Here is an 18,401-nt window from a genome sequence, read left to right as displayed (position 1 = left end):
CCTGCCGAGTTTTGACGCCCGCATGTTTTCTTCTCGCTTGGAGCGAGGTGACCTTGGGCGGAGAGCAGCAACGGCGCTTCCTCGGTCGAGGAAGCGCCGCCGGGCATGATCGGGCAGGAACTGCTCTCCTGTTTATTTCACTTCACGTCGATAGCCGAGCCACCCACCGATGATCAGGGGAGTCACAATCCAGACCAGCGCCGCTACGGCGCTCTGTTGCCATTGTTCGTTCGTGGCTGTGTCCATCTGAAAAGGCGTCGCCAATGCAGTCTGGCTCACCCAGTCCATGACCGGCTTCGCTTTGTCCCAGAGCGCGATCAAGGGGGTGACCACCGGAGCGATGTAGTAAACCGTGATGGCGATGGCGCTGTTGCTCAGCAACATGCCAAGAGCGAAGCCGACCAGGACGTTGATAAGCATGAAGACGGTGTAGAGCGCGATCGACTTGGTTTCGAACGTCCAGAGGCCGGTCTTGTCCGTGGCTGCCGTGCCTGCGATCACCGTCGCCAATGCAGCCATCACCAATCCCAGCAATGTTGCGGCCAGGGCGAGCCCGAGAACCACGAACATCTTGGCCAAGAAGACTCTGATTCGCCGGGGTTCGAGCGCGAAGGTCGTCAGCGCACTCCGATGTTTCCATTCCGATGTCGTGGCGAGGATACCCACGACCGGCAGGAGTAGAGCTACTATCTGCATCCCCATTTTCCAGAGGGTGGAAAATTTCCGAAATTCATCGGGGGCCTTCAAGGCCATGCCCACCATGATGGCTGCACTCAGCCCGAGCATGGCCACCAGGAGCCACCGGGTGGCTCGGGTGTCGACTGCTTTCCGCATCTCCACGGCGAGTAGCCGCCAGAAGGGGATTCCTTTGGCCCCGGCCAGGTCGAGATGTGCTGTGGTACCGACGGCTGGCGCGCTCATGCTGCTTTTCCTTCTCGGGCGGTTTCGGCGGTCAGCGCGAGGAACATGTCTTCCAGGTCTTCCGGCTGGGAATCGCTCAGCTGGCTCAACGCTACACGTGCGTCCAGTGCGATCCGCCCGAGAGCCGCAGCCTCAGCATTGACGGTGAACAGGTCGTTTTCGAATGCGATGATTTCAATGCCACGGTCGCGCAGAGCCGCACCGAGAACAGCGGTTCCATCGGCGTCGGCCGCCTGCACCTGGACACGGTGTTTACCGTCTTTCGCAGCGAGCAGCTCAGCCTTCGAGCCTTGGGCGACGATCTTGCCCTTCCCGATCATGACGATGTCATCAGCGACATGCTCGACCTCTTTGAGCAGGTGGCTGGACAGGAGGACGGCGCCTCCCTGATCGGCGAAGTTGCGCAGCAGGTCACGCATCCATCGAATACCGCCGGGGTCGAGCCCGTTGGCGGGCTCGTCGAGGATCAGCACGCGAGGTTCACCGAGCAGAGCATGGGCGATGCCCAGTCGCTGGCGCATACCGAGGGAGTATCCGCCCACCCTTCGGTTGGCTTCCTTGTCGGTGAGGCCGACCGTGGCGAGGATCTCGGCGACCCTGCCCTTGGGGGCCCCGATCATCTGGGCGCCCAGGCTCAGGACCTCACGTCCAGTCCGTCCGGGGTGTTGGGCGGAGGCGTCCAGGAGAGCCCCGACATACCGTCCAGGATTCGGCAGACTCGGATAGTTGCGGCCCAGGATGCGCACGCTGCCGGAGGTGGGGTGGGTCAGCCCGGTCATGCATCGCATCGCGGTGGACTTTCCTGCACCGTTCGGGCCGAGGAAGCCGACGACACGTCCAGGATGCACCACGAAGGAGATGTCGTCGACGGCGCGGACGCCTCGATAGTGCTTGGTCAGATGTTCTACCTCGATCATGCTTCCACCCTGCCGGGGTGGGCTGCCCTGCACAATCGTTCGAGAGACGGAGCCTCTAAAACTTTAGGTGGATTTCCACGCGTCGCTCGCCCCTCCGAAAGTGTTGGTCGAGGGGGCGACGATCGGGCCGGAAAAGGCTTCCGTAGTGTGTCTTCACAAGAAGATGATCAAAGGTTCACCGATTCCTCGAAATACGCCTTCCACCCAGATCCATGACCAAGGTCCCGATCCGGTAGAGGAGTATTTTTGTCACGAAAACCCCTGGCCAACAGGGGTCATCGTGAAACTGAGGCCGGTTTTTCTGAGCAAAAGCCGCGCGTTAGTCTTAATCCAGCAATATCATTCGGCCCCACCGAGGGGGCAACGGTGCGCGACAAGGACGTCGCGAACACATCGGAGCGGAATTCTCCGCACGCCCGATGCACCGTTCCAGCGGTACACGCAGGGAGCACCGCGGCTCCACGCCGCGTCGTCTCTTGCGTGCCCAGATCATGGAGGAGTGCACGCCCGTGTCGATGACCGACGCCCCCCAAGGCTGTCCGAGCAACGGACTTCCCATCTCCAAGCCCTCGTCAGCCGACGTCGCCTGGCGCGATTTTGAGCAGGGCCGATGGTGTGACCACGTTGACGTCCGCGACTTCCTCCAGCGCAACTACACCCCCTACGAAGGAGACTCCTCCTTCCTGGCCGAGGCCACCACGCGGACGACGCAGATGTGGGAACGTCTCGCCGCGATGTTCCCCGAGGAGCGTGAGCGTGGTGTCTACGACATCGACGCCACGACGCCGTCCACCATCACCTCTCACGAACCGGGGTACATCAACAAGGACGACGAACTCGTCGTCGGCCTGCAGACCGACGCTCCGCTGAAGCGTGCCATCATGCCGAACGGCGGATGGCGGATGGTCGAGGGCGCCCTCAAGACCTACGGCTACCCCGTCGACGACAACCTGCGGACGATCTTCACCAAGTACCGCAAGACCCACAACGCCGGCGTCTTCGACGCGTACACCGCCGATGTCCGCGCCGCCCGCTCGGCACACATCGTGACCGGCCTGCCCGACGCCTACGGCCGTGGCCGCATCATCGGCGACTACCGCCGGGTCGCGCTCTACGGCGTGGACGCTCTCATCGAGGGCAAGAAGAACGAACGTGACGAGCTCGACGCGCTGCGGTCCACCGAGGACGTCATCCGGGACCGCGAAGAGCTCTCCGAGCAGATCCGCGCACTGGGCGAGCTCAAGGAGATGGCGGCCTCCTACGGCTACGACATCTCCGGCCCGGCCGGGAGCGCCCACGAGGCGATCCAGTGGCTGTACTTCGCCTACCTGGCGGCGGTGAAGGAACAGAACGGCGCCGCTATGAGCCTGGGTCGCACCACCAGCTTCCTCGACGTCTTCATCGAGCGGGACCTGTGCAACGGCGTCATCACCGAGGAACGCGCTCAGGAGCTGATGGACGACTTCGTCATCAAGCTGCGTATCGTGCGTTTCCTGCGCACCCCCGAGTACGACGCACTCTTCTCGGGCGACCCGACGTGGGTGACCGAGTCCATCGGTGGGATGGGTGAGGACGGCCGTACCCTCGTCACCAAGAACAGCTTCCGCATGCTGCAGACCCTCTACAACCTGGGTCCGGCCCCGGAACCGAATATCACCGTGTTCTGGTCCGAGGACCTTCCCCAGGGGTTCAAGGACTTCTGCGCCCAGGTGTCCATCGACACCTCTGCCATCCAGTACGAGTCAGACCACCACATCCGCGGGCACTGGGGCGACGACGCAGGTATCGCCTGCTGCGTGTCCGCCATGGCCATCGGCAAGCAGATGCAGTTCTTCGGTGCCCGGGTCAACCTCGCCAAGGCCTTGCTGTACGCGATCAACGGTGGGCGCGACGAGATCTCCGGCAAGCAGGTCGCGCCGGTCTCCCCCGTTGCGGAAGGCGAGTTCCTCGACTACGACGACGTCCGGGCGAAGTACGACACCTTGCTCGACTGGCTCGCCCAGACCTACGTGGACGCCCTGAACTGCATCCACTACATGCACGACAAGTACGCCTACGAGCGCATTGAGATGGCGCTGCACGACCGGGAGATCCTGCGCACCATGGCCTGCGGTATCGCCGGCCTGTCGGTGGCCACCGACTCGCTGTCGGCGATCAAGTACGCCAAGGTTCGTCCGGTCCGTGACGAGACCGGACTGGTCGTCGACTACACCGTCGAGGGCGAGTTCCCGACCTTCGGCAACGACGACGACAAGGTCGACTCGATCGCCTCCGAACTCGTCGAGAGCTTCATGGCGAAGATCCGCAAGCTGCCGACGTACCGCAACAGCCTGCACACCCAGTCGGTGCTCACCATCACCAGTAACGTCGTCTACGGCAAGCACACCGGCAACACCCCCTGCGGACGCCGGGCGGGACAGCCCTTCGCTCCGGGTGCGAACCCGATGAACGGGCGCGACACCCACGGCATGCTGGCCTCGGCGCTCTCGGTGGCGAAGCTGCCTTACGCCGAGTCCCAGGACGGCATCTCGTTGACGAACACGGTGGTCCCCTCCGGGTTGGGCCGTACCAAGGAGGAGCAGGTCACCAACCTGGTCGGCATCCTCGACTCCTATATGGGGGCTGAGGGCTACCACGTCAACATCAACGTGTTGAACCGCGACACCCTGTACGACGCGATGGAGAACCCGGAGAAGTACCCGCAGCTCACGATCCGGGTGTCCGGGTACGCGGTGAACTTCGTCCGGTTGACCCGCGAACAGCAGCTCGACGTCATCTCCCGCACCTTCCACGAGCGGGCCTGAGTTGGGCGTCTGCAGCCTCACCCTCGGCGGGACTGCAGTAGCTCCTGCCGCTGTCGAGTCGCCCGACGACGCACGCCGCCTGGCGGATGTGCGCGACGGGCGGCTCGGCTCGGTGCATTCCTGGGAGCTGGTGACCGCGGTCGACGGACCGGGAACCCGGATGACCTTGTTCCTGTCCGGCTGCCCGCTACGTTGCCTGTACTGCCACAATCCGGACACGATGCGCGCCCGGGATGGAGATCCCACGGATGTCCTGGACGTCCTGGCCCGGATCAAGCGGTACCGGGGCGTCTTCGCCCGCACCGGCGGTGGGATCACCGTCTCCGGCGGCGAACCGTTGCAGCAGCCGGCCTTCCTGGCCCGGATCCTGCGGGGTGCCAAGGAGATCGGGATCCACACGGCCATCGACACCTCCGGTTTCCTGGGCGCGCGGGCGAGCGACGCTCTGCTCGACGACGTCGATCTGGTCCTCCTCGACGTCAAATCCGGGCTGCCCGAGACCTACCGGTCGGTGACAGGGCGAGACCTGGCCCCGACCTTGGCCTTCGGTGAACGTCTGGCTCAACGGGAGACCCCCATCTGGATCCGTTTCGTACTGGTCCCGGGGCTCACCGACGCCCCGGAGAATATCGAAGCGGTCGCCGATCATGTGGCGACCTGGGGCAGCGTGCAACGTGTCGAGGTCCTGCCCTTCCATCAGATGGGACGGGACAAGTGGCAGCGGCTGGGCATGACCTACCAGCTGGAAGGGACGAAAGCCCCTTCGGTAGACGAGGTCGCTCGAGCCCGTGCGGTCTTCGCTTCGCGGGGGCTCACGGTCTACTGAGCGTCGGTTCACTCCCCGGTGTGAGGTGCTCCACCTGAACACCTCACACCGGACCCGATGAGCAGAGCCGCTGTTCCGCGATCACCGGCTCTGCTTTGTAGGGTTGGTACGGGGGCACCGAGCCTCCACGAGCATGTCGACGAGAGGTGAAGATGATGCGCGCTCCGGTGGATCCGACTTCGACCCGGTCCTGGGAGAGGTTGACCGAGCTCGAGAGCGGGTTGAAGCCCGATCTGCGTGCCTGGTTCGCCCAAGACCCAGCGCGCGCCGACCGGCTGTCTTTCGAAGCAGCCGACCTGTACGTCGACCTGTCCAAGAACCTGATCTCTGACGAGATCCTCGAAGCTCTTCTCTCCCTCGCCGAGGAGACCGGCGTGGAGGAGCACCGCGACGCGATGTTCGCGGGCCGGCGGATCAATGTCACGGAAGACCGTGCCGTACTGCACACCGCTCTGCGTCGTCCCCAGGGCGTAGAACCCCGGTTGAAGGTCGACGGTCAGGACGTGGACGGCGATGTCCACGACGTCTTGAGCAAGGTGTACGCCTTCGCCGAGAAAGTACGTTCCGGAGAATGGACAGGGGTCTCCGGGCGCCGCATCGAGACCGTCGTCAACGTCGGTATCGGCGGCTCGGACCTGGGCCCTGTCATGGTCTACGAAGCGCTGCAGCCCTACGTCCAAGAAGGGCTGTCCTGCCGGTTCATCAGCAATATCGACCCGACCGATGTCGCAGAGAAAATCCAAGGTCTCGACCCGGAGACCACTCTGGTGATCGTCGCCAGCAAGACTTTCACCACTCTGGAGACCATCACCAATGCGAAACTGGTGCGCTCCTGGTTGCTCGACGGGCTCCGTTCCGCCGGAGTCGTCGACGGTTCCCCGGAACAGGACCAGCACGCCGTAGCCCGTCACTTCGTCGCGGTGTCCACCGCTTTGGACAAGGTTGCAGACTTCGGCATCGACCCGGAGAACGCCTTCGGCTTCTGGGACTGGGTCGGCGGCCGCTACTCCGTAGGTTCAGCGATCGGTGCTTCTCTGGTCTGCGCGATCGGACGGAACAACTTCGAGGACTTCCTCCACGGCCTTTACGCCATGGACCAGCATTTCCGCGCCACCCCGCTCGCCCGGAACGTCCCGGCGCTGATGGGTCTGCTCAACGTGTGGAATGTCGACTTCCTGGGCGCACAGACCCACGCGGTCCTGCCCTATGCCCAACAGCTCCATCGGTTCCCCGCCTACCTGCAGCAGATGACCATGGAGTCCAATGGCAAATCAGTACGCTGGGACGGGAGCCCCGTCACCTGCCCGACCGGTGAGATCTTCTGGGGTGAGCCCGGAACCAACGGACAGCATGCCTTCTACCAGCTGATCCACCAGGGCACCCGACTCATCCCGGCCGATTTCATCGCAGTCGCCAATCCTGCCCATCCCCTGTCCGAGGGCGATGTCGACGTGCACGAGATCTTCCTGGCGAACTTCTTCGCCCAGACCGCAGCGCTCGCCTTCGGTAAGACCGTCGACGAGGTCCGTGCCGAGGGCACTGCGGAGGCCATCGTCACGGCGAGAGTCTTCGAAGGAAATCGACCGACGACATCGATCATGGCTCCGGCGTTGACCCCTGCTGTGCTAGGACAACTCATCGCCCTCTACGAACACATCACCTTCGTCCAAGGTGTCGTCTGGGGCATCGACAGTTTCGACCAGTGGGGCGTAGAGCTCGGCAAGCAGCTCGCCAAAGAAGTCACTCCCGCCGTGGCCGGGGACGAGCAGGCTCTGCCGGATCAGGATCCCTCCACGAGGAGCCTGATCCGTTACTACCGCGCGCAGCGCCGCTGAGCCGCAGCGTGGAAGGGTGGAGCGACCTCAACACCTGGCCGTTCGCTGCCCTCTACGTCTTCTTCCTCTTCGGTGCGCTGGCCAGGAGCCAGGCCACCTACTGGACGGGCCGGGGCTTGCGCGTGGGTGGCGAACGTTCACGCGTGGCGCGTCGGCTCGATCGTCCTGCGGTCCACACCGCTGAACGCCTGGTTGCTCGGTGGGGAGCTCCGATCATCGTGCTGTCCTTCTTGACGATCGGAGTACAGACCGCCATCAATCTCGCAGCGGGTGCGCTCCGGATGCCGATGCGCAGGTACTTTCCCGCCGCCTTCATCGGGTCACTGATCTGGGCGGCGATCTACACCACGATCGGTTTCGCCGTGCTCGAGGCCTGGATCCAGGACGAAGCTGGCCCTTGGCTCATCGTCATGCTGATCCCTATCGCCCTCATCGTGGTAGCCACCTGGGCTTTTCGCCGGGAGAGCCGCCGTGGCGCAACTGGAGGGTCTACGGACCCGTCCGACTCCCCGCTTCCCCCAGCAGCGCTCCCTGAAGGAGAACATCGTTGACCCTGGTGTCTTCTCAACGGGCGATATGAGCGGGGGCCGACCCAGATGGGTCGGCCCCCGCTCATATCGCCCGTGGCCTTCGTCGGCGGCGAAGGACGCCATCGGATCAGGCCAGGTCGAGTGTGTTCTTCACCTCTGACAACCGGGAAAGCAGGCCGTTGACGAAACTCGGCGACTCGTCGGTGGACAGAGCCGTTGCCAATTCCACAGCTTGCTGTGTAGCCACCGCGTCCGGCACGTCAGAGTTGTACAGCACCTCCCACGCACCGATCCTCAGAATCGCCCGGTCGACAGCAGGCATCCGCTCCACCGGCCAGCCCTGGCTGTACGTCCCCAGAGCTTCATTGATCTGCTGCCAATGCGCGACGACCCCGTCTACGATCTCCACCGTGTATCCCCGCAAGGGGGCATCAGCCATGGGCTTGGTCATGCGCTCTGCTAACAGCGTGCCGGCGTTCAGCCCACGCTGTTCCGACTCGAAGAGCAGGTCCAGTGCCGCCCGGCGCGCTTTCGTACGCGCACCGGACAGCGGCGCCCGCCCACCGGAGGAAGAAGCCATCAGTTGACGCGGCCCAGGTAGCTACCGTCCCGGGTGTCGACCTTGACCCGAGTGCCTGTCTCCAGGAACAACGGAACCTGGATTTCCGCACCGGTCTCCAAGGTGGCCGGTTTGGTTCCGCCGGTGGAACGGTCACCCTGCAGGCCCGGCTCGGTGTAGGTGATCTCCAGCTCGACCGAGGCCGGCAGCTCCACGAACAACGGAGCTCCGTCGTGGGTGGCGACGATGGCCTCCTGGTTCTCCAACATGTACTTCTCGGCATCACCGACGACGGTGCTGCTCACGTTGATCTGGTCGAAGGTCTTCCCGTCCATGAAGACGAAGTCGTCCCCGTCTTTGTACAGGTACTGCATCGTCCGCTTGTCGACATTGCTGGTCTCGACCTTCGTGCCCGCGTTGAAGGTCTTGTCGACGACCTTGCCCGAGAGCACATTCTTCAGCTTGGTACGCACAAAGGCGCCGCCCTTGCCTGGCTTGACGTGCTGGAACTCCACCACGGTCCAGAGCTGGCCGTCGATGTTCAGGACCAGGCCGTTCTTCAGGTCATTCGTGGTTGCCACAGATCGTCTCTCTTCTCGACTCTTCGGTTCACCATAAATTCTACCGGCCTGCGCACGGCCTCCCCGCGACGCGCCATCCCTTCATCATCGCGTAATCTCGAGTGGTCCCGCCCGTACCGTGGGCCTACCCGAATCTCCTCGGTCTGGTCCCGGTCGCGTCCGCCCGAGGAGGCCCCATGTCCCCCCGGCATCGCGTCAGTGCGGCGCTGTTGGCGCTCACGTGCGGTGCGCTCGCCGCGTGCAGCAGCCCGCCGCAGCCACCGCCTGCAGCGCAACTGCCGGCCAACACGGTGAACAGTCCTGACAAGGTCCCCATCATCGTGAATGCCGTCGAGCCTGAACGCGCCCTGTTGCCCGCCGATATCGGTGATGATTACGGCACCAGGATCGGCTCGCTGATCTACCGCGGTCTCGTGCGCTACGACGCTAAAGGTCGCCTGGTCAACGAAGTCGCAGAAGAGATCGCCACGGTGAACTCCACCTTCTATCGCGTGAAGATCCGTAAAGGATGGGTCTTCGGCAACGGCGAACCGGTCACCGCCGAATCCTTCGTCGACGCCTGGAATTTTGCGGCAGACCCGGCCAACAAGCAGCTGCATGCCGACGCCTTCTCCTCGATCGCCGGTTACCGAGCTCTACGAGGGCTCAACGAACCTGCACCTCCGGCCTCAGATGGAGAGGGGAAGGAGTCCCCGACTCCGTCGACCAGCACCACGAAGCCGTCGGTCAATCCCACCCGGAACACCCAACGTTCTTCGGCTTCCGCCTCGCCAAGCACATCCCCCACTCCTGCTGGCCCGCTGGGTGACCCGGCAGGCCCTCCTGCTGGCGCCCTCGTCGGTCTAGCGGTCGTCGATGAGCTGGAATTCACCATTCGTCTGGCAGCTCCTGATTCGACCTTCACCGACAGGTTGGCTCAACTTCCGTTCTCCCCGTTGCCCTCTGCGGCTTTGAAGGACCCGGCTGCTTTCGCGACCGCCCCGGTCGGCAACGGCCCCTATCAGCTCAGCGGCGGCTGGCTGGCCGGCAAGGAAGTCCGACTCATTCCGAATGCCTCCTATTCAGGAGGAGAGCCCGCACGCAACGGTGGCTTGACTTTCCGTTTCTTCCCCGACCCCAGCGGAACCTACCCGGCGTTGACGAACGGACGCCTGGACGTCCTGGACTCGATGCCGGTCACCGCACTCGACCGGTACAAGGCCGATCTGGGCTTCCGTTCGTCGAACCAAGCCGTGGGCGTCACCACCTCGCTGGTCTTCCCCGTCGCCCGCCCTGAATGGGCTGGCGACGAAGGCCGCTACACCCGTCAGGCCATTTCTCGCGCGATCGACCGCAAGGCTCTCGCCGAGGGCATCTACGCCGGCACACGGGCCCCGGCGAACGACCTGGCTTCCCCCGTGGTCGCAGGGTATTCCAACGACCTCTGCGGAGACGACTGCCGCCATGACCCCCACTCGGCTCGGACCGAGCTCAACCGGGTCCCCCAGCCCATGCGTTCCTTGGAGATCGCCTACGGGGCAGACTCCGGCGGACGACCTGTCGTAGAGGCCTTGTGCTCAGCCATCACCTCGGCGGTCGGCATCACCTGTACACCTCACCCGGTTCCCAGGCAGGCTGCGCTGGAGCGCTCGGCTGCCCTGCATCAGATCACCATCCCGATGCTGATCACTCGACGGATGACCCACCCGGATCTCAGCGGATTCCTTTCCCCGCGTTTCATGGCTGGCTCCAACGAGAACCTCAGTGGATACACCGGTGCAACAGCCCAGACCCTGCTGGCCAAAGCCGCTGCTACCACCGACATCGAACAACGCATCAAGGTCTATCAGGAGGCCGAGAAAGCGATCCTGCACGACATGCCGGAGATCCCTTTGTGGTACGTCAACGCGACCGTCGGCCGTAGCGAACGCGTCCAGCCAGTGAAGATCGATGTCTTCGGGCTGCCCATCTACACCGAGATGTCTCGACCATGATCCGAGAAGACATATCAGACATCCCCAGGTGTCGCTGAGCCTCAACATGGTTCCGCCGAGTGACGAAGCCGAGCCGAATGCCCCGATGACTCCGGGGCAACGGTTCTGCCTCACCATTCTGATCCTGGTCACTCTGATCACGCTGTGGCGGGAAGCGACAACGGAGGGGGACATCCAGCAGAGTGGTTCAACCACTTTGCTCGGTTGGGCGTCCTTCCTCACTCTTCCGCTGCGTCGACGGTGGCCGGTCGCAACGGCAAGTTTCACCACGGCACTGTCAACCTTCAGCCTGCCCGCCGTGGTCCCCTGGGCGATCGCGACAGGCGCTATTGGCGCTCGCCGCCGATGGTGGCAGGTCATCACGGTACTCGGCACGCTGCTGTGCACCTTGTTCCTGCAGTTCTTCTGGTTGACCAAGGACTCACAGTCCCAGGTCTGGTGGATTACCGCCAGCGGCGAGGTCATGGTGACGGTGATCGTCCTGGCCATCGGCGCTTACCGAGGAGCTCGACGTGAGCTGATGGATTCGCTGGTGGCCCGAGCCGAGACCGCAGAAAGAGAACAAGAGGCTCGAGTCGCCCAGGCGCGTGGAGCAGAGCGTGCTGCGATCGCCAGAGAGATGCACGACACCCTCGCACACCGCATCTCCTTGGTCGCGATGCACGCCGGTGCGCTGTCCTATCGCACCGACCTCAGCGGCGAGCAGGTCAGAGAGAGTGCAGCACTGATCCAGGAGAATGCGCACGGCGCACTGACTGAGCTGCGAGACATCCTGGGCGTCCTTCGGGCCGCCGACCCGCAGGCGGCTTCCCCGGTTCCTGAACGCCCTCAGCCGACCTTGGTCGACCTACCGGATCTTCTCGACGATCTCCGCACCGCAGGCCTGGACATCACTGTGCACGACCATCGCGCTGTGGACACGGGATTCCCGACTTCGACCGGGCGACACGCGTACCGGATCATCCAAGAATGCTGCACCAATGCCCGCAAACATGCCCCTTCGGTGCCGGTATCCATCATTCTGGGTGGGCGCCCTGGTGAACAACTGATCATCGAGGTGTCCAACCCGCTCCTCGATCCCGCCGCAGGCCAACACACCCCTGGGGCGGGGCTGGGACTCATCGGCCTCGCCGAACGGGCCCACCTGGCGGGTGGATTCCTCGACCACATGCGCACCCGGGATCAACGCTATCGCGTACGCGCACGTCTGCCTTGGCCCTCGGAAGAAAGACCGAAACCATGATCAGTCCGAGCCCCCGCCCACACCACCACGATCCGGGACCATCCAGCTCAGTCGACGATCCGCACGCAACGCCGACACCAGTACGGCTGCTCCTCGTCGACGACGACCATCTCGTCCGGGCCGGCTTGCGTCTCATCCTCGGTGGCTCGCCCGGCCTGGACATCATCGGGGAAGCAGACGACGGCGTGACCGGGGTCTCCGAGGCCCGACGGCTCCGCCCCGACATCGTCCTCATGGACGTCCGCATGCCCAGAATGGACGGGCTCACCGCTACCCGGACGCTCTTGGAAGACCCACATCCACCGAAGGTCATCGTGCTGACCACCTTCGACGCCGACGACATGGTCCTGAGCGCACTGGCCGCCGGAGCTTCCGGTTTCCTGCTGAAACACACCCCGCCACACACCATCGTCCAGTCAGTCCATTCGGTCGCGCGGGGAGAGCATTCCCTGTCACCGTCGGTCATGGCCCAGGTGATCGCGGCAGCCACCCGTTCCTCCCAGAACGGACCAGCGGACGACCGCGCGGAACAGGCGGCCACTGCACTCCGGTCCCTCACCTCACGCGAACGAGATGTTGCTCTAGCCATCGGGCGAGGGGCGTCGAATGCCGAAATAGCCCAGGAGCTTTACCTGAGTATCGCCACCGTCAAAGGACATGTCGCCCGGCTCTTCGAAAAACTTCAGGTCGACAACCGGGTTCAGATTGCGATTCGGGTCCACGATGCAGGGCTGCTGTGAGCCTCAGTCCCTCTTCACGTCGGGCGGGGAGATCCCTGTCTCAGGGCAGAACGGCCTCGTAAGCCGTGCGGAGAGCCGCCTCCGGAGGACCTTCCCACCGCGTCGGCGAACCCACCCCATCGAGCACCACAAAACGTAAAGTGGCCCCCCGCGCCTTCTTGTCTCGACACATCGCGGTGTGCAGCTCGGGCCAACGTCCAGCCGTGTACGTAGTGGGCAGCCCCAGCGACCCGATGATCCGACGGTGCCTTTCCACCTCGGCAGCATCGAGTCGTCCAGCCAAGCGGCCGAGCTCGGCAGCGTAAACCATCCCGACCGCAACGGCGTCCCCGTGCCGCCAGCGGTAGTTCTCAACCTGTTCGATCGCGTGAGCGAAAGTGTGTCCGTAATTCAGGATCTCCCGCAGTGAAGACTCCTTCAGATCAGCGGTGACCACGTCCGCCTTGACCTGGATCTTGCGGCGCACCAGCTCTGCGAGCACCGGCCCAAGCGGGTCGAGCGCTGAACGAGGGTTCTCCTCGACCAGTTCTAAAATCCGTAGATCGGCGATGAAGCCGCCCTTGATCACCTCGGCCATCCCTGCTGCCAGGTCGGCCCGGGGAAGGGTCCGCAGATGTTCCACATCGACGAGTACCCCAGCCGGGGGGTGGAAAGATCCGACCAGGTTTTTCCCCTCGGCAGTGTTAATGCCGGTCTTTCCACCGACTGCAGCGTCGACCATGCCGAGCAAGGTGGTCGGCACATGCACCACGCGCACGCCCCGGAGCCAGGTAGCTGCGACGAAGCCACCGAGATCGCTGACCGATCCACCGCCAACGGTGACGACGACATCGGTTCTAGTGAATCCAGCCCGTCCCAATCTCCCCCACAGGTCCGCCGCGACCACAGAAGTCTTCGCCTGCTCTGCATCAGGGATGGCTGCCTCGTGCACCTCCAGCCCCTGCCCGCGCAAGGCCGTACAGATCGGCTCAGCCAGCTCGGACAAGGGAGCAGAATGCACCACGAGTACTCGAGCAGCACCTTCCCCGACCAGTTCTAGCACCCGGTCCGTCAGCTGGCGACCGATGACGACGTCGTAGCCGTCTGCGCCACCCACCCGGACACAGGTCGGTTCCTCATGCACGGACGTCACTCCCCTCCAAGCCGAGCCCTACGACGATGCACTCCGCGACCTCCTCAGGCGAGATGTCGCTGGTATCCACCTTGAGCACCGACAGCTGCTCGTAGATGTCTCGCCGGTCTTCCATCAGCCGTAGCCAAGCCCCACGCGGGTTCAAGGCCAACAGCGGCCGCCCGTGGTCGAGTCCTGTACGTCGGACTGCCTCCCGCAAGGACAGATCGAGAAAAACCACCGGCCGCCCGGTCAGAACCTGCTGCGTGCTCGGAGCCAGGATCGCGCCGCCGCCCAGCGCCAGCACTCCTCGGTACTCGGACACAGCAGCGGCGACGACCTCGGCCTCCACATCCCGGAAGAAAGTCTCCCCTCGTTCGAAGAAGATGTCGGAGATCGACATTCCGACCCGCTCCTCGATCAGGAGGTCGGTGTCAGCAGTGTCGTAGCCGGTCCGGGCAGCTAGTTCCCGGGCGACCGTGGATTTACCCGCGCCAGGGGGGCCGATGAGCACCACTGCGGGCCCAGGGGACGATTCCACGCTCACCATGTGCGCATCCTTTCGGGAATCTGCGCCAGATAACTCTCGTGGGCGGCTCGGACCTGCGCCACTGAATCTCCACCGAACTTCTCCGAGACGGCATCCGCCAGAACCAGAGCCACCATCGCCTCGGCCACGACACCCGCGGCGGGGACCGCGCACACATCGGAACGCTGGTGGATCGCTCGAGCCGGTTCGTCCCCGGCCACATCGACAGTGGCCAATGCTCGTGGAACCGTGCTGATCGGTTTCATCGCAGCCCGCACCCGGAGCGGGTCGCCGGTGGTCATCCCGCCTTCGAGCCCACCGGCCCGCCCGCTCCGCCGTCGGATGACGCCGTCCTCGTCACGGTCCATCTCGTCGTGAGCGACCGACCCTCGCCTGGCTGCGCTTCGGAAACCGTCGCCGACCTCGACACCTTTGATCGCCTGGATACTCATCAATGCACCAGCCAGTCGGGAATCCAGTCTGCGGTCCCAGTGCACGTATGAGCCCAGTCCGGGAGGACACCCGTAAGCCACGACCTCCACCACTCCCCCCAGGGTGTCGCCGTCCTGATGCGCTGCGTCGATCTGGGCGACCATCGCTGCCGAAGTCTGCGGGTCGTGGGCGCGTACCGGGTCCGCATCGAGGCGGGCTACATCGTCAGGGCGGGGAAGCTCTTGGTCCTCCGGCACATGGGCCTCTCCAACGGCGACAGTGTGCGCGACCAACCTGATCCCGCAGGCCTGCGAGAGGAAGGCTGCTGCGACCGCGCCCAGTGCGACCCGGGCTGCGGTCTCCCTCGCTGAAGCTCGTTCCAGCACAGGCCGCGCTTCAGCGAAGCCGTATTTCTGCATTCCGACCAGATCGGCATGTCCCGGCCTCGGTCTGGTCAACGGACGATTCCGAGCGATCTCCCGGGGAGCGTTGATGTCATCGGCCTCGGCGTATTCGGCGGCGTCGACCGGGTCAGGGCTCATGACCGTCTGCCATTTGGGCCATTCGCTGTTGCCGATCTCCAGCGCGACCGGTGATCCCAGGGTCACACCATGCCGGATCCCGCCCAGAACTTCCAAGGAGTCCTGTTCAAATTTCTGCCTGGCACCTCGTCCGTACCCGAGCCTGCGCCGGGACAACGCATCGGCGATATCAGCTGTGGTCACCTCGACCCCGGCCGGAACACCCTCGACGATCGCCACCAGGGAAGGACCGTGCGACTCTCCTGCGGTCAACCAACGCACCATGTCGGCCATGCTGCCAGATGCTCGGATGACGGACACATCCTGTCTCGCTGATGCCCTCGGCGACGAGCAGCTCAGGCAGCGGCCAAGGCTGCCCGCATCTGCTCCAGCGGCGCTGGACATCCCGTCATCAACTGAACCTGGGCAGCGGCTTGGTGGAGAAGCATCTCCCGGCCGGAGATCACCGTGCTGCCCCCAGCCGCGGCCCACTGTGCCAGCGGGGTGGGCCATCCGCCGTAGACGACGTCGAGGAGCAGCCCTCCCGGGCCGGGCGCACCCGACCCGTCGGAGGACAGTTCCAGTCTTGTACCGGTGGGCAAGGTGCTGATGACCAGCTGGAAGTCGTCGGCATACCTGGGAAGGTCGCTGAGCGAACGCTCGTCTGTCCTCAGCCCGGCCCGGGCCGCGACCTCAGCCGTTCTCGTACGGATCCGGCTACGCACCGCGAAGTCCACGACGCTGACGCCCAACTCGGCCAAGGCCACGCACACTGCACGCGCGGTGGCTCCTGCGCCCAGGACCAACGCCCGGTCAGGGATGTCGATCCCGCTCTCGTGAAGAGTGCAGGCCATCCCGTGGACATCGGTATTCGTGGCCTGCCACCCGGTCTCGGATCTCAGGAGAGTGTTGGCCGCACCGACCAGTTCTGCGACCGGTGAGACCTCGTCCGCATAATCAAGTGCCTCTTCCTTGACCGGCATGGTGACGGACAAACCCCTCCATTCCGGCCCTAAACCGGACAGAAAATCCGCCAAGGAGGGGTCGTGAGAACCACCTACCTGTCGCCGTTCGTAGCACCACCGCGTCAACCCCAGCGCCCGGTAAGCCGCTCGGTGAAGAACAGGAGAGAGGGAGTGTGCGATCGGAGACCCCAAGACCGCTGCGCGACAAAGCTCTTCATCAGACTTCATGTCGCACAGCGGGCCTGTCAGCATTTTCCGGGGTTGGCTCGGCACCACGCATTCAGCTTGGCCACCTGGACATTGTGTTCAGCGAACGTACTGGTGAAGATGGTTTCTCCGCTGGAGGGGTTGGTGGTGACGAAGAAAAGCCAGGACCCGGAGGCCGGATTCATAGCAGCTTTGATCGCATTCTCGCCAGGGTTACCGATCGGCCCGGCCGGCATCCCTTCGATGGCGTAAGTGTTGTACGGATTGTTCGCCTTACGCATCTGCTCACTGGTCAAAGCTTTACCTGTGCGCTGCTGAACGCCGTACATCGATGTGGAGTCGAGTTCCAGCTTCATCGGCGGTTTTGCGGTGAGCCGGTTCTCCAACACCCTGGCCACCTTGGGTCCGTCGTCGACATGTCTCGCCTCGGCCTCCACCATGCTCGCAATGGTCAGGACGCGATGAGCTTGGTCCGAGGGCACATTCAACGCTTTGAGCTTCATGTCGGTCTGACCCACCAGCTTCTTCAACTGGTCCATCGCCGGGCTCTTCTTGTCGAAGTTGTAGGTGGCCGGGAAAAGCCAACCTTCCGGGTTCCCCTTGGTGGAGGCCGGAAGACCCAGGAGTGAAGGGTCGGCGCCGGCAGATTTCTCTGCTTTGTCATATTCCTCCCGAGGAGTCCCGGTGGCCTTCGAGAGCACGTCGTAGGTCTCGGACTTCCACAGGCCTTCCCGGATGGTCACCTTTGCGACATTCCGGTTTCCGCCGCGGAGGTTCGACAGCGCCGCAGTGGCTTTCATCTCCTTCCGTAAGGTATATGTGCCCGGCTGGATCTCGTCGCCCTTGTTGTTCTCCAAGGCTTCCCGGAAAGCGGCAGCAGTCTTGACCACCCCGGATTCCTGAAGTCGCTGTGCGATCTGCCCACCGGAGTCACCCGGCCGGACAACGACGGTGACATTTTCACCACCCTCGCCTTCGTAGTCGCCAGACTCCACGAGCTGCTCATAGAGGGGTTTGAAGTTGGTGACGACGACTGCACCGCCTACCACCAGCACCGCAGTAGCAGTGACATAGGTCACCAGCCTGCGGCGACGACGTTGTTGCCCTCGGCGACGACGGTTCCGGTCGCTCCGCCGAGATTGTGGCTCTTCTTCTTCGTAGACAGGGGCACCGAAGATCGACTCGTCGAGAGGATCCTCGACTCGAGACCGTCTTCTAGTTGTGGCGCCGCGACGCCCGCGGCTTTCGTGAGAGTAGTTGTTCACCAGCCGGCCAATTCGTTGCTCGTTCAATGTCCAGGGCAGTCTGCAGGATGAGGACTGCAGACTGTTGATCGATGACAGATCGGTGGGTGCGCGTGCCACGGCCAGCGTCCCGCAACGATCGGTGTGCATCGACGGTGGTCAAGCGCTCATCCACCAAACGGATGGGCACCGGACGCACTCGGGATGCGAGCCTGCGAGCATACTCGCGCGCGGCGCCTGCCGCCGAACCTTCGACACCGGACAAGGACAGTGGCAGGCCCACCACCACTTCCACAGCCTCGAATTCAACGCATAGTTCGGCGACCCGATCAATGTCCTTGTGCCCGCTCAGGTCACGGGGAACAGACTCGACCGGAGTCGCGATCAGGCCGTCGGGATCGCAGACTGCGACTCCGACACGGGCCTGACCGATATCGACGCCGACACGCCGTCCAGGGCGCAC

General features: G+C 64.0%; 17 protein-coding genes. 7 read left to right on the top strand and 10 right to left on the bottom strand.

The features are described 5' to 3' along the window. Positions 1-132: 132 nt before the first annotated feature. A complete protein-coding gene (locus DX923_RS05370) occupies positions 133-921 on the bottom strand; it encodes an ABC transporter permease (protein WP_116113227.1) in 789 nt (262 codons plus the stop codon). Further along, positions 918-1,838: an ABC transporter ATP-binding protein gene (locus tag DX923_RS05365; protein ID WP_116113225.1), complete on the bottom strand. Its 921-nt coding sequence runs from the start codon at positions 1,836-1,838 to the stop codon at positions 918-920. The genes DX923_RS05370 and DX923_RS05365 overlap by 4 nt, the downstream gene beginning before the upstream one ends. Positions 1,839-2,353: 515 nt before the next feature. On the opposite strand from DX923_RS05365, the gene pflB reads away from it, so the two are divergent. The 4 genes from pflB to DX923_RS05345 all read left to right on the top strand — a co-directional run bounded on the left by pflB (position 2,354) and on the right by DX923_RS05345 (position 7,854). Then, positions 2,354-4,642: a formate C-acetyltransferase gene (gene pflB, locus DX923_RS05360; RefSeq protein ID WP_162873099.1), complete on the top strand. Its 2,289-nt coding sequence runs from the start codon at positions 2,354-2,356 to the stop codon at positions 4,640-4,642. Between the two features lies 1 nt (position 4,643). Beyond that, positions 4,644-5,468, top strand: a complete 825-nt coding sequence (gene pflA / locus DX923_RS05355; RefSeq protein WP_116113223.1) for a pyruvate formate-lyase-activating protein — start codon at positions 4,644-4,646, stop codon at positions 5,466-5,468. 155 nt (positions 5,469-5,623) lie between these two features. Then, positions 5,624-7,303: a glucose-6-phosphate isomerase gene (gene pgi / locus DX923_RS05350; protein WP_205413127.1), complete on the top strand. Its 1,680-nt coding sequence runs from the start codon at positions 5,624-5,626 to the stop codon at positions 7,301-7,303. A gap of 8 nt (positions 7,304-7,311) precedes the next feature. Then, positions 7,312-7,854 carry a DedA family protein gene (locus tag DX923_RS05345; RefSeq protein ID WP_116113221.1) on the top strand — a complete coding sequence of 181 codons (543 nt, stop codon included), beginning with the start codon at positions 7,312-7,314 and terminating at the stop codon, positions 7,852-7,854. A gap of 106 nt (positions 7,855-7,960) precedes the next feature. Here the strand turns inward: DX923_RS05345 and nusB are convergent, their stop codons facing one another. Beyond that, complete coding sequence (gene nusB / locus DX923_RS05340) at positions 7,961-8,413, bottom strand: transcription antitermination factor NusB (protein WP_116113220.1); 453 nt, start codon at positions 8,411-8,413, stop codon at positions 7,961-7,963. After that, complete coding sequence (efp, locus tag DX923_RS05335; protein WP_116113219.1) at positions 8,413-8,973, bottom strand: elongation factor P; 561 nt, start codon at positions 8,971-8,973, stop codon at positions 8,413-8,415. The genes nusB and efp overlap by 1 nt, the downstream gene beginning before the upstream one ends. Positions 8,974-9,149: 176 nt before the next feature. Between efp and DX923_RS05330 the strand changes: the two genes are divergently transcribed. From DX923_RS05330 to DX923_RS05320, 3 genes are read left to right on the top strand one after another with little or no spacing between them, the layout of a single operon-like run. Next, positions 9,150-10,946 (top strand): peptide ABC transporter substrate-binding protein, encoded by a 1,797-nt coding sequence (locus DX923_RS05330; RefSeq protein ID WP_116113218.1) that lies wholly within the window; start codon positions 9,150-9,152, stop codon positions 10,944-10,946. Positions 10,947-10,974: 28 nt separating this feature from the next. Further along, on the top strand, positions 10,975-12,189 hold the full coding sequence (locus DX923_RS05325; RefSeq protein ID WP_162872792.1) for a sensor histidine kinase: 1,215 nt from the start codon (positions 10,975-10,977) through the stop codon (positions 12,187-12,189). After that, the gene (locus tag DX923_RS05320; RefSeq protein ID WP_116113215.1) at positions 12,186-12,929 is read left to right on the top strand and encodes a response regulator; all 744 of its coding nucleotides are present in this window, start codon (positions 12,186-12,188) and stop codon (positions 12,927-12,929) included. The genes DX923_RS05325 and DX923_RS05320 overlap by 4 nt, the downstream gene beginning before the upstream one ends. A 40-nt stretch (positions 12,930-12,969) precedes the next feature. Here the strand turns inward: DX923_RS05320 and aroB are convergent, their stop codons facing one another. The 6 genes from aroB to ruvX form a co-directional block, all read right to left on the bottom strand. After that, positions 12,970-14,052, bottom strand: a complete 1,083-nt coding sequence (gene aroB / locus DX923_RS05315; RefSeq protein WP_116113213.1) for a 3-dehydroquinate synthase — start codon at positions 14,050-14,052, stop codon at positions 12,970-12,972. Beyond that, a complete protein-coding gene (locus DX923_RS05310; RefSeq protein WP_116113212.1) occupies positions 14,045-14,590 on the bottom strand; it encodes a shikimate kinase in 546 nt (181 codons plus the stop codon). The genes aroB and DX923_RS05310 overlap by 8 nt, the downstream gene beginning before the upstream one ends. Next, positions 14,584-15,807, bottom strand: a complete 1,224-nt coding sequence (gene aroC / locus DX923_RS05305; RefSeq protein WP_116116172.1) for a chorismate synthase — start codon at positions 15,805-15,807, stop codon at positions 14,584-14,586. The genes DX923_RS05310 and aroC overlap by 7 nt, the downstream gene beginning before the upstream one ends. 71 nt (positions 15,808-15,878) lie before the next feature. Continuing rightward, complete coding sequence (locus tag DX923_RS05300; RefSeq protein ID WP_116116171.1) at positions 15,879-16,715, bottom strand: shikimate dehydrogenase; 837 nt, start codon at positions 16,713-16,715, stop codon at positions 15,879-15,881. A 17-nt stretch (positions 16,716-16,732) separates the two neighbouring features. Beyond that, on the bottom strand, positions 16,733-17,959 hold the full coding sequence (gene mltG / locus DX923_RS05295) for an endolytic transglycosylase MltG (RefSeq protein ID WP_240322765.1): 1,227 nt from the start codon (positions 17,957-17,959) through the stop codon (positions 16,733-16,735). Beyond that, positions 17,910-18,401, bottom strand: coding sequence for a Holliday junction resolvase RuvX (gene ruvX / locus DX923_RS05290; RefSeq protein WP_116113208.1), 492 nt, complete (start codon positions 18,399-18,401; stop codon positions 17,910-17,912). The genes mltG and ruvX overlap by 50 nt, the downstream gene beginning before the upstream one ends.

The sequence above is a fragment of the Austwickia chelonae genome, from assembly GCF_003391095.1.
Lineage (GTDB): Bacteria > Actinomycetota > Actinomycetes > Actinomycetales > Dermatophilaceae > Austwickia > Austwickia chelonae_A.
The sequence above is the reverse complement of the archived record's forward strand: the minus strand, read 5'-3'. Positions and strand labels throughout refer to the sequence as shown.